We start from the raw sequence: 11,394 nt of genomic DNA, 5'->3' as shown, positions 1-11,394 counted from the left end.
ATCGCCCAACGGTAATAAAGTTAATAAATCCTAAAATTTATCAAAAAGTTACCCCGAATACTTAATTCTAACAAAGATTTAAGATATGACAAGTTAGTAACAATCAAATAGTTATAAGATTGAAATTGTTTTTGAGTCACAATCATATGAATCCTGATTCTCTCCGCACCTTGGGCGTACCGCCGAATGCTTGGAAAGTTGATGCCAAAATTGCCGACATCACCCGATCGCCGATCGCGCCTCAACCTGTTACCCTGGAAACAGAAACTAAAACCCTGCGTTTGGACTTAGCCAAAGCTGCAATGTTGGTGATAGATATGCAAAACGATTTCTGTCATCCCGACGGTTGGCTAGCGCATATTGGCGTAGATGTAACGCCCGCGAGAACTCCAATTAATCCTTTAAAAAATTTGCTGCCAAAATTGCGATCGCACGCCATGCCAATTATTTGGATAAACTGGGGAAACCGCCCCGATTTGCTCAATATTAGTGCAGCTTCCCGTCACGTTTACAATCCCACAGGCGACGGCGTAGGTTTGGGAGATCCGCTGCCAAAAAACAACGCACCTGTACTGATGGCAGGGAGTTGGGCGGCGCAGGTTGTCGATGAATTAAAACCCAAACCGGAGGATATTTGCGTTGATAAATATCGGATGAGTGGCTTTTGGGATACTCCTTTAGATAGTATCTTGCGGAACCTCGGCAGAACTACACTTTTCTTCGGAGGAGTAAACGCCGATCAGTGCGTCATGGCTACCCTGCAAGATGCTAATTTCCTCGGCTACGACTGTATTTTAGTCAAAGATTGTACAGCTACGACATCTCCCGAGTATTGCTGGCAAGCTACTCTGTACAACGTTAAGCAATGTTTTGGTTTTGTGTCTGATTCTCAGGCTATGTTAGAAACAATTAAATAGCAGTCCTTAGTCATTAGTCAGCAGTCATTAGTCACTAAGAATAAATTTTTGAGGCTCAGCTCGCAACTACTGGACTTACGGCTCAGCAACAAAGAAACCGGGTTTTTGCGGTTTTTGTCGCCTGTAACACGTCTTCTCAGTAAAAACCCGGTTTCTGGCCACCCATGCGTAAGTCCTAAACTAATGACTCTGGCTCGCTCGCTAATCATCATATCAGAAACATAACAACCGACAACTCACAATAAAAAAATGACAAACCAGTGCATGATTCCTGTTATAAAGTCTCCGAAAGACTACCAAGCATTTCGCATCAGTCCGGGCGATACTAATAGATTAGCTATCGTCTTCGATCCGGTAACAGCTAATGTTTCATTAACTGTTTGCGTCGAGATTTTCGATGCGGGTGGCAAAACTCCTCCCAACCGCCATCAATTTGCAGTAGAAATGTTTTTTGTACTCAAAGGAAGAGGGCAAGCAACCTGCGACGGAAAAACAGTCAGTATTAAACCCGGAGATAGTTTGTTAGTGCCTCCAACGGGTACTCACGTAATTGAGAATACGGGCAGCGAACGTTTGTACACTTTGTGCATCATGGTGCCGAATGAAGATTTTGTGGAACTAATTCGCAGCGGTACACCAGTCGAACTCGATGACGAAGATATGAGAGTTCTCGGGCGATCTGATGTACTCGTATCGTGCTAGTTTTGTAGTAGGGATTTTAGTCCTTTAATCTCGTTCCTAGGTAGAGCATTGGAACATATATCTAGATGCTCTGCCTAGCTTTTATTTTCCAGGTAAAATAATTTATGAGCGTTATATTTCACATCACTCAAAGCCAACAATGGGAAGAAGCAAAACAGCTTAAATCCTATCGCGGTGATACCCTAGACTCTGAAGGATTTATCCACTGTTCGACTCTGCCGCAAGTTGTTAAATCTGCAAATAAGTTCTTTGTTGGTAAAAAAGGATTGCTTTTGCTGTGGATTGACTCGGAAAAAGTAGAATCTGAAATCAAATATGAATTGGCGGCGGGTGAAAATTACCCGCACATTTACGGGCCGCTGAATGTTGATGCTGTGTTGAAAGTTGTTGAGTTTGAACCGGGTGCAGATGGCAAGTTTGAATTGCCTGCAGAATTAAGGGATGTTGTTTAAGATTCTGATTTTTGAGCATTGTCAACTAACTTTTTAGGGCGTTGCTCAAAGCCCACCCCACGGGAAAGTTGAATTTTGTGGAACGGGCATATTGCCCGTTCTAATTTCTGAAATATATCAATTTAAACTTACTGATTAACCAACTCTGCCGCCAATTTCAACGCATCTTCGGGAGTCGCAATTCTCCCTTCCACCCGCGCTAATTGAATCTCCATCAACAATTGACCGATGCGCGGACTTCTGGGCAATTTCAAATATTCCATTAAATCATTGCCGCTAACTAACTGTGTGGGATGAGCAACAATATCATCAGCATCCAGATAGCGATTAATTAACAGTGAAATCTCCTCAACCGCCACTCCCGCCGCCACGGCCAAAACTGCTAAAACTGGAAATACTATTCCCACATCCCGAAACAAAAAATACTGTTCTCGCAAAGACATTTCCGCGATGGGTTTTGCTTGCAATTGTGGCAAGTATTTCAAAAGCCCGATCGCACTTTTAATCTCCGCATTGCTGTATTTCAACCGCAGCAACTGCGTTTCAGCAATTGTCGGGTCAGAATCTGCCAAAATAGCCAACTTCGCGACAGCCAACAAAGGCGTTTTAATTGTATCTCGAATCTGACGCCCGAATTCCTTCCCTAATTCCGGGTAAATTGCCGCTAATTTGTCAGCAGATGCGTCAATTTTTGTCAAAATATCAAAACGGTCGATCGCACTTTCAAACCAAATCGAAAACAAACCGTCTTCGCAACCGCGACAAATCCAAGGAACACCCTCTGGATTGCTCAACAAATAACCTAATTCCGTCCGCACCCGTTCCACCGCTACCCGACTCAACAAAGGCGCTAATTCCCAAATCGTCAATCGAGTTTCAGCTTCGATCGCAAAACCCAACTGCGCCGCTTGGCGGTAAGCTCTTAATAACCTCAGCGGATCGTCCTCCAAATTTGACCGCGAAACCATCTGCAGCAAACCCAAGCGCAAATCAGTTTGACCGTCCAAAGGATCGATGATTTCTCCGGTAAAAGGATTGTAGGCGATCGCATTTATCCGAAAATCTCGGCGCAGCAAATCCCCCTCCAGACTCCCCCCTTCCGCCTGCGCCAAATCCACCGTACCGCCCGCAAACACCACCCGCGCAATTTGGCGTTCCGCATCCAACAAGACAAATCCACCATTCGTGCGATCGGCAATTTTTCGAGCAGTTTTCACGGCCCGTGTTAGCATAACGAAATCCAAATCAAAATAGTGCGATCGCCTCCCCAGCAGCGCATCCCGCACCGCACCGCCCACCAGATAAGCAGGCGGTGTCAGCAGTTCCAAATCAAACGGCCAAGTATCAGGAGATAATGAAGAGGGCAAATTAATCGGCATCGCAACAAAAATCTACTTTCCTTACAAACAATTAAACTCTTGCTACGCTAGATTAACAGAAAGCTCAATTTTCACCAATCTTTTTGAAATGCACAGAGGATATCAAGAATGTGTATTTGTATTAACTGCCACTATGTAGACCGCTGCTTCACCTACTACGCCGTAGAAGAACAGCACGAACAGCTTCACCTCACCGAAACACCCGATTTCGACCCCGTAGAACCGACAATCAACGTCAATATCCGTCCCCGCCAAGATGAAGTAGAAATGGAATGGGATGTAGTCGGCTGTCAGAGTTTCAAGCAAGAGACCGGCAAATGGGCAAAATTGCGGCCAGGCGAACTCGTCCCGACTTGAGGAAGAGGGGGAGAGGGGGAGAGGGGGAGAGGGGGAGAATTGTCCAATTACCAATCGCATTACCAATTACCAATCTAAAATCTCTCAATTCCCCAATCTAAAATCTAAAATCCAAAATCTAAAATCTCTCAATTCCCCAATCTAAAATCTAAAATCCAAAATCTAAAATCTCCCAATTCCCCAATCTAAAATCTAAAATCTAAAATCTAAAATCCAATGTGCTATTGCTTAAACCCAACTTGTCAGAATCCGCAAAACCCAGGTGATGCAGAATTGTGCCAAAGTTGCGGCTCAAAATTGTTGTTAACTATTGACGCAGAAACGCCATCAGCATCTCGCTACCGAACCGTAAAGCCGATCGGGCAAGGAGGCTTTGGCCGAACATTTCTAGCAGTTGATGAAACCAAACCTATAATTTTTTCGCAGTGCGTAATCAAGCAATTTTTTCCGCAAAATACCGCAGCCGAAAAAGCCGCTCAACTATTTCACCAAGAAGCAGCCCAGCTACAAACCTTGGGCAAACATCCCCAGATTCCAGAATTAATCGCGCATTTTGAACAAGACGGGAGACAGTATTTAGTACAAGAATTTATAGACGGCAAAAACCTAGCCAGAGAATTAGAACAAAAAGGAGCATTCACCGAAACTCAAATTCGGCAAATCCTCAACGATTTATTGCCAGTGCTCCACTTCGTCCACAAATCCAAAGTCATTCACCGCGATATCAAACCAGAAAATATCATTCGCCGCCGGCTATCTCCAACTCCTTTACCCGCCTTAGAAACTTCCTATCAACCCTCTCCTTTCCAAAAAGATATTGTTTTAGTAGACTTTGGTGCAGCTAAGAAAGTAACAGCAACCGGGTTGCCGCAAACTGGTACAATCATCGGCAGTGCTGCTTATACAGCCCCAGAACAATTGATGGGGAAAGCAGTTTTTGCCAGCGATATCTACAGTTTGGGCGTTACTTGCATTCACTTGCTGACTGAAATTCCTCCCTTCGATTTGTTCGACAGTACAGAGGATTCTTGGGCTTGGCGAAATTATTTGAAGACTGCTGTTAGCGACGATTTCGGCCGCATCCTCGACACCATGCTTCAAAGTGCCACCAATCGACGCTACAGTTCAGCATCAGCAGTCATCCGGCACTTGAACCCCAAACCGGTGTATTTAGAGGCTTCGCCTGTGCTAGACGCGCCGGAAACGCCCGCAGAACGGGTGGTTACACCTGCGCCCGGTGTGTCGCTTTTCACTCGCCAAGAGCAAGCCGAAATTCAGCAAGCTTTGCAAGAGGCGATCGCCCCGTACAATGTTACAATCCAAGTCAGTCAAGCCAAGCAACAGCTCAATATCGTCATCAACAGAACCGAAGACAACCCCGTTTACTATCCGCACTTATCTCAAATAATTGCCACCAGACTCACCGATTTGCAGTTAAATAAAGTCGCAGCCGTGAAGCTGTTGGGAAGAGTCAACAATTCTCGCCGCCCGGAGTGGAAGCAAATATTGCAAATCGATCCCAAGATTAAATTGAGAAACAAACTCGTGCGGATGCAACACAATCAATTAGTCAAGAAAATCGCCCCTGTTACTACCCAAGAATTTTGGCTGCCGAAGTTGAAAACTCAGGATTTTTGGATAGATGCGCTAATGTTTGCCTTAGTTTGGTTTATCTTTGGCTCTCAAATAGTCATTTTAAATTCTTGGTTCGCGCTAATAGTTTCTTCTGGTTTTATGGCGGTGAAGCATCAAGTTTCCCAACACAAAGAATTTGCAAATAAAAATTTATTTGCAAGTTTAGTAGTGCTGTTTTTGATGACTGGGGGCATGGGTAATTCCAGGATTTTAAATACGGGAATATTTGGTATTCTTTTGGGTTGCTTAGTTGTGGCTTTGCCGCTGTTTTTTGTTAAGGAAAATTATCAGTGATCGTGAATAGCAATCCCCCAGACGGAACATCAGTTAAAAAATACGGCTTAGCCCTGAACACAGCTAGTCGCGAACTCGGTTTAGCCATCAGCAATTTTGCGGGGGATTCTCGCTGCCAAACTTGGAATTTGGATCGCGATTTAGCCACTCATTTGCATCAGTATTTAGTCGAGTTTATGGGACCGCAAACTTGGGCGGATTTGGCTTTTATTGCGGTGGCGAAGGGGCCCGGAGGTTTCACGGGGACTCGGATGGGTATGGTGACGGCGCGGACTTTGGCTCAACAGTTGGATATTCCGGTTTTTGCGATTTCAACTTTGGCGGCTGTCGCTTGCAGCAGCAGTAAAAAATCTATCTCAAATCAGGATATGGCGCTGCAAATGCCTGCACAGCGGGGACAATTGTTTGGGGCGGTTTATTCAGTTAACAAAGATTCTGGTTTAACTGAGTTGTTTCCTGATACGGTGATGACTCCTGAAGCTTGGCAGGAAAAGTTGGATAATTGGGGGAATTCTTATCAGTTAATTGAAGTTGGTAGCGAGTTGGGTTGGTCGGTTTCTAGTGTGTTGGAATTGGCTTATTTGGAGTGGCAAATGGGAAGTCGCCCTGATTGGTCGGAGGCTTTGCCTTTTTACGGGCAACATCCGGTTAAAGGACACTGAATATTGGGAATAGGGCATTGGGAATAGGGCATTGGGCATTATTTCGTTTCTGTTAAACTCACATCTTGCACCATTCTCAAGAACAGGCAAGATGCCTGTTCCACAAAGAGTAGATTTTCTTGTGGAACAGGCATCTTGCCTGTTCCTAAAAGGCTAATTGAGAATGGTGCAAGATATAAGTTAAATCAACTTGTAGAGTGCGTTTTTTTTCGACAATGCCCGATGCCCGATGCCCGTAAATGATTTATATCAATTCCGGTTGCACTCCTTATGATATAGAGGACACGGCAATGCCGTGTCCCTACCGAAAATAATATTGTAGGGACACGGCACTGCCGTGTACTAATTTTGGCTAATAATTCCGATGCTACCGTAAATAATTTATAAGCAATTAAGCAGACTTGATATCGTTGTTTATTTAAGGGCGATACAAACTTCGAGGCAAAAAGTTAATGTTAGGGGGTCTGGGTTTTCGGTTCGCAATCGATCGATCTCAGCTCGATCGCAGCCGCGAGATTCCATGAAATCGAGCATCCAGTTCGTTATTGTAGCGAGATCGATGTATTTTGCTCCGAGACAAACAGGGCAAATTTCTGGGCTGAGGGTACCGGTGCCGCCGCATTCGGGGCAATCCCAGTGGCTGGTTACGGGATCGGGGGTAGTTAGGATGTTGTTCATGCTGGGAAAAAGTACGCGCGGCGTAGCGATCCTGCAGGGAATCGCACTACTCGTTCACTCTAGCAAAAATGCCGATCGCCCTTACTTCTTCCTGCCTTTACACTAAGCGAGCTAGTGAGTAAGATTGACAAAAATACAAAAGGGGTGGCTATGTTCGATCGCACTCAATGGTTTTTGGCTGGTATGTCGATCGCACTTTCGCTTCAGCTAAGTCAGTCAGTGGCAGCAGCCGTGCCCGTTGGCAAAGTCGTACAAACAGCACAAACTAACAATAGCGATGCTGCTGATCGAGTATATGAAGAAGCCGAAAAACTTTACGAACAAAGAACAAAGGAAGCTTTAACAAGTGCGATCGCCAAATATGAAGAAGCATTAAAGCTGTATCGAGAAGCGGGCGATCGCCGCAAGGAAGCCCTTACGCTCAACAACATCGGAGCTGTGTACTCAGATTTGGGAGAAACACAGCAAGCACTAAAGTATTACAGCCAGTCGCTTCCCCTGAGTCGGGCAGCGGGCGATCGCTCTCTGGAAGCTAGCACCCTCACTAACATCGGCAAAGTTTACTCAGATTTAGGAGAAAAACAGAAAGCGCTAGAGAATTACAGCCAGTCGCTTCCCCTGAGTCGGGCAGCGGGCGATCGCTCTCTGGAAGCCATCACCCTCAATAACATCGGTCAAGTTTACTCAAATTTGGGAGAAACACAGAAAGCGCTAGAGAATTACAGCCAGTCGCTTCCCCTAACTCGGGCAGTAAGCAATCGCTTGATGGAAGCCATCACCCTCAGCAACATCGGGTCTGTCTACGCAGATTTAGGAGAAAAACAGAAAGCGCTAGAGTATTACAGTCAATCGCTGCCTCTGAGTCGGGCCGTGGGCGATCGCCCAGGAGAAGCTACCACCCTCAACAACATAGGCGGTGTCTACTCAGATTTGGGAGAGAAACAGAAAGCGCTAGAGTATTACAACCAGTCCCTTCCCCTGAGACGGGCAGTGGGCGATCGTCGTGGGGAAGCCACCACCCTCAACAGTATCGGTTTAGTCTACTCAGATTTGGGACAAAAACAGAAAGCGCTAGATTATTACAGCCAGTCCCTTTCCTTGAGACGCGCAGTAGGTAATCGCCGTGGGGAAGCTGTCACACTCAACAACCTCGGGAATGTCTACTCAGAATTGGGAGAGAAACAGAAAGCTCTAGACTATTTGAGCCAGTCCCTTCCCCTGAGTCGGGCAGTGGGCGATCGTCGTGGGGAAGCTGTCACACTCAATAACATTGGCCAAGTTTACTCAGAATTGGGAGAGAAACAAAAAGCTTTGGAGTATTTCAGCCAGTCGCTTCCCTTAAGACGGGCAGTGGGCGATCGCCGTGGGGAAGCCGCCACCCTCAACAACCTCGGGAATGTCTACTCAGAATTGGGAGAAAAACAGAAAGCCCTAGAGTATTACAGCCAGTCGCTTCCCCTGAGTCGGGCAATAGGCGATCGCAGCGGGGAAGCCGCCACGCTCAATAACATCGGCAGTGTCTACTCAGAATTGGGAGAGAAACAAAAAGCTTTGGAGTATGTCAGCCAGTCGCTTCCCTTAAGACGGGCAGTGGGCGATAGCCGTGGGGAAGCCACCACCCTCAACAGCCTCGGGAATGTCTACTCAGAATTGGGAGAGAAACAGAAAGCCCTAGAGTATTACAGCCAGTCGCTTCCCCTGAGTCGGGCAGTAGGCGATCGCTCTGGGGAAGCTACCATCCTTTCCAACATAGCTTATGTCAAACGCGACCAAAACAATCTTACCGAAGCCCTCAACGACATCGAATCCTCTCTCAAAATCATCGAAAACCTCCGCACCAAAATAGCCAGCCCTGAACTCCGCAGCTCCTACTTTGCCACAGTACAAAACTACTACGAATTCTACATCGATTTGTTAATGCAACTGCATAAAACTCATCCTCAATCCGGTTACGATACCAAAGCCTTAGAAGCCAGCGAACGTTCGAGGGCCCGCAGTCTCCTCGAACTCCTCCAAGAAAGTAACGCCAACATTCGCGAAGGTATTTCCCCCGATTTACTACAACAAGAAAAGAGCTTGCAACTGCAACTCGATGCCATTGAAAAGCAGCGCCTCGAAGCAATCAGCCGCCCCAATCCCAATCAAACTAAAATCGCTGAAATTGACAAACAGCGCCTCGCACTTTTGGAACAATATCAGCAAATTCAAGCCCTGATTCGTACCGCCAGCCCCCGCTACGCAGCCGTCACCCAACCCCAACCTTTAACGCTGCCAGAAATTCAGAAACAGATTCTCGATGAAAACACGATTTTATTGCAGTATTCCCTCGGCAAAGACCGCAGTTATTTGTGGGTTGTGACATCAACTGGGCTAACTAGCTATGAATTACCAAAACGCGCCGACATTGAAACAACAGCAGTGGCTTTCCGCACCGCAGTAACTAGCCCTACCCAGAGAGATGTTCCCCAAAAAGTTGCCGAAGCAAGTGCAAATCTGAGCAAATTAATTTTACAGCCAGCAGCAGCCCAATTAGGCAATAAACGCTTATTAATTGTTCCCGACGGCGTGCTGCACTATACCCCTTTCCCAGCTTTAACTCTTCCCCAAACCGCCGGACAAAATACCAATGTCCCCTTAATTGCCGAACATGAAATTATCACCCTGCCTTCCGCCTCAACTCTCGCCATTCTCCGGCAAAATTACGGAGATAGAAAATCGCCCGGCCAAACTTTAGCCATTTTAGCAGATCCTGTTTTCAGTCCAGACGATAACAGAATCAAAGGACAACTTACCCCAGCAACCACCGAAAAGTTAGAATCAAATAACCTCGGTTTAAATCGCTCGCTTCGTGCTTCCGAGATGGAATGGCCGCCAAAACGCCTACCATTTACCCGCCAAGAAGCCCAAACAATATCCAGCTTATTCCCCTCAGCTTCTAGCAGTCAAATATTTGATTTTGATGCCAGTCGCACTACCGCCACCGATGGCAGTTTAGCTAATTATCAAATCATTCACTTCGCCACCCACGGCATGGCCAACAGCAAAAATCCCGAACTGTCAGGAATTGTGATGTCTACGGTAGATGACAAAGGCAATCTGGTCAATGGTTTCTTGCGCCTCACCGATATTTTCAACTTGAAACTAGCGGCAAATTTAGTGGTTTTAAGTGCTTGCCAATCGGGAATGGGACAGAATGTTAAAGGCGAAGGCATGGTGGGATTAACCAGGGGTTTTATGTATGCGGGGGCGCAGCGGGTGGCGGTGAGTTTGTGGAGTGTGGATGATGAAGGAACTGCCGTGTTAATGCAAAAGTTTTATCAGAAAATGGTGCAGCAAAAGTTAGCGCCGGCGGCAGCTTTGAGGGCGGCGCAGATAGAAATGATGCAGGAGGAAAAATGGAAGTCTCCTTATTATTGGGCTGCTTTTACTTTGCAAGGGGAGTGGAAATGATATCAACTTAGGTAGCATCGGAATTAATCTTATTCACAGTCAGGACACGGCAGTGCCGTGTCCCTACCCCGATTAATTGTAGGGACACGGCACTGCCGTGTCCTCTATACAGCAGATTCCACGTTTATGAAGTACCCCGCCTATCGTTCTATTCCCGTAGGGACACGGCGAAAGCCTTTGTCCCTACACTTCATCAACCTGGAATACGCTGTATAATAATTAAAGGTTCTCAGAGGTAAACCCCATGAAAATTACTCTCAAGCCGGAGCAGCAAAAATTCATAGAAGCACAAGTTACAAGTGGCAGATATTTTTCTGCGGAGGAGGTAATCGCAGCGGCATTAGAACTCCTAGCCGACAACAGCGATCCCAAAGAGAGCAACAGCTATCAAAAATGGGTAGAAGAAACGCGACCAAAAGTATCAGCAGGAATAGCTCAACTCGATCGCGGTGAAGGGATTGATGGAGAAATAGTCATAGCAAGATTGCAGGAAAAATTTCGGAAAATGCGGGAGAACTAAAGATGAGTCGCTACATTGTTTCTCCAGAAGCGAGGATCGATTTAGATGAAATTTCGGATTAGTTTGCAGCTATAAATATTGAATCCGGAGAACAGTTTGTCGAGGAGTTCAATCGCAAGTGTCGCAATTTAATTAACTTTCCTAATATGGGTCGTAGTTACGAGGAACTAGCTGCTTCTGTGCGGGGGCTTCCTCTCATGGGTTAGATTATTCTTTATCGGGCGATAGACAGTGGAATTGAAATTATCAGGGTGGTGAGGGGAGAACGGGATGGGAGCATCCCGGTTTTGCAAAAACCTCAAATGGCTAAGAGGTCGTTGAGGTAAGCACAACGAAGTTTTAGCATTT

General features: G+C 46.1%; 10 protein-coding genes. 8 read left to right on the top strand and 2 right to left on the bottom strand.

Features of this window, described 5'->3' with window-relative positions; all coding sequences use genetic code 11:
• The first annotated feature begins 146 nt into the window (after window positions 1-146).
• The 3 genes from QUA99_RS24405 (at window position 147) to QUA99_RS24395 (ending at window position 2,071) form a co-directional block, all read left to right on the top strand.
• Window positions 147-917, top strand: coding sequence for a cysteine hydrolase family protein (locus QUA99_RS24405; RefSeq protein WP_333241680.1), 771 nt, complete (start codon window positions 147-149; stop codon window positions 915-917).
• Window positions 918-1,181: 264 nt separating this feature from the next.
• A complete protein-coding gene (locus tag QUA99_RS24400; RefSeq protein WP_333241651.1) occupies window positions 1,182-1,619 on the top strand; it encodes a cupin domain-containing protein in 438 nt (145 codons plus the stop codon).
• Between the two features lie 104 nt (window positions 1,620-1,723).
• Window positions 1,724-2,071: a DUF952 domain-containing protein gene (locus tag QUA99_RS24395; RefSeq protein WP_333241649.1), complete on the top strand. Its 348-nt coding sequence runs from the start codon at window positions 1,724-1,726 to the stop codon at window positions 2,069-2,071.
• A 128-nt stretch (window positions 2,072-2,199) separates the two neighbouring features.
• Here QUA99_RS24395 and QUA99_RS24390 read toward each other — a convergent pair whose 3' ends face one another.
• The gene (locus QUA99_RS24390; protein ID WP_333241647.1) at window positions 2,200-3,450 is read right to left on the bottom strand and encodes a CCA tRNA nucleotidyltransferase; all 1,251 of its coding nucleotides are present in this window, start codon (window positions 3,448-3,450) and stop codon (window positions 2,200-2,202) included.
• Between the two features lie 108 nt (window positions 3,451-3,558).
• Here QUA99_RS24390 and QUA99_RS24385 point away from each other — a divergent pair, with 108 nt between their 5' ends.
• The 3 genes from QUA99_RS24385 to tsaB all read left to right on the top strand — a co-directional run bounded on the left by QUA99_RS24385 (window position 3,559) and on the right by tsaB (window position 6,398).
• Window positions 3,559-3,807 (top strand): Ycf34 family protein, encoded by a 249-nt coding sequence (locus QUA99_RS24385; protein WP_333241645.1) that lies wholly within the window; start codon window positions 3,559-3,561, stop codon window positions 3,805-3,807.
• 216 nt (window positions 3,808-4,023) lie between these two features.
• Window positions 4,024-5,736, top strand: coding sequence for a serine/threonine-protein kinase (locus QUA99_RS24380; protein WP_333241643.1), 1,713 nt, complete (start codon window positions 4,024-4,026; stop codon window positions 5,734-5,736).
• 2 nt (window positions 5,737-5,738) lie between these two features.
• Complete coding sequence (tsaB, locus tag QUA99_RS24375; RefSeq protein WP_333241642.1) at window positions 5,739-6,398, top strand: tRNA (adenosine(37)-N6)-threonylcarbamoyltransferase complex dimerization subunit type 1 TsaB; 660 nt, start codon at window positions 5,739-5,741, stop codon at window positions 6,396-6,398.
• A gap of 414 nt (window positions 6,399-6,812) precedes the next feature.
• On the opposite strand, the gene QUA99_RS24370 is transcribed toward tsaB, so the two are convergent.
• Window positions 6,813-7,076, bottom strand: a complete 264-nt coding sequence (locus QUA99_RS24370; protein ID WP_190738725.1) for a hypothetical protein — start codon at window positions 7,074-7,076, stop codon at window positions 6,813-6,815.
• Window positions 7,077-7,226: 150 nt separating this feature from the next.
• On the opposite strand from QUA99_RS24370, the gene QUA99_RS24365 reads away from it, so the two are divergent.
• Window positions 7,227-10,526 carry a CHAT domain-containing tetratricopeptide repeat protein gene (locus QUA99_RS24365; protein ID WP_333241678.1) on the top strand — a complete coding sequence of 1,100 codons (3,300 nt, stop codon included), beginning with the start codon at window positions 7,227-7,229 and terminating at the stop codon, window positions 10,524-10,526.
• 244 nt (window positions 10,527-10,770) lie between these two features.
• Window positions 10,771-11,046: a type II toxin-antitoxin system ParD family antitoxin gene (locus QUA99_RS24360; RefSeq protein ID WP_333241639.1), complete on the top strand. Its 276-nt coding sequence runs from the start codon at window positions 10,771-10,773 to the stop codon at window positions 11,044-11,046.
• The last annotated feature ends 348 nt before the right edge of the window (window positions 11,047-11,394 follow it).

Source organism: Microcoleus sp. F10-B2 (assembly GCF_036704965.1).
Lineage (GTDB): Bacteria > Cyanobacteriota > Cyanobacteriia > Cyanobacteriales > Microcoleaceae > Microcoleus.
Note: the sequence above shows the minus strand (reverse complement) of the source record. Positions and strands in the feature narration are given on the sequence as shown.

Coding starts and splice junctions, on each gene's coding strand:
- QUA99_RS24365 (WP_333241678.1), top strand. CDS start 7,227: ATGTTCGATCGCACTCAATGGTTTTTGGCTGGTATGTCGATCGCACTT.
- QUA99_RS24395 (WP_333241649.1), top strand. CDS start 1,724: ATGAGCGTTATATTTCACATCACTCAAAGCCAACAATGGGAAGAAGCA.
- QUA99_RS24390 (WP_333241647.1), bottom strand. CDS start 3,450: ATGCCGATTAATTTGCCCTCTTCATTATCTCCTGATACTTGGCCGTTT.
- QUA99_RS24360 (WP_333241639.1), top strand. CDS start 10,771: ATGAAAATTACTCTCAAGCCGGAGCAGCAAAAATTCATAGAAGCACAA.
- QUA99_RS24385 (WP_333241645.1), top strand. CDS start 3,559: ATGTGTATTTGTATTAACTGCCACTATGTAGACCGCTGCTTCACCTAC.
- QUA99_RS24370 (WP_190738725.1), bottom strand. CDS start 7,076: ATGAACAACATCCTAACTACCCCCGATCCCGTAACCAGCCACTGGGAT.
- QUA99_RS24400 (WP_333241651.1), top strand. CDS start 1,182: ATGATTCCTGTTATAAAGTCTCCGAAAGACTACCAAGCATTTCGCATC.
- QUA99_RS24380 (WP_333241643.1), top strand. CDS start 4,024: ATGTGCTATTGCTTAAACCCAACTTGTCAGAATCCGCAAAACCCAGGT.
- QUA99_RS24405 (WP_333241680.1), top strand. CDS start 147: ATGAATCCTGATTCTCTCCGCACCTTGGGCGTACCGCCGAATGCTTGG.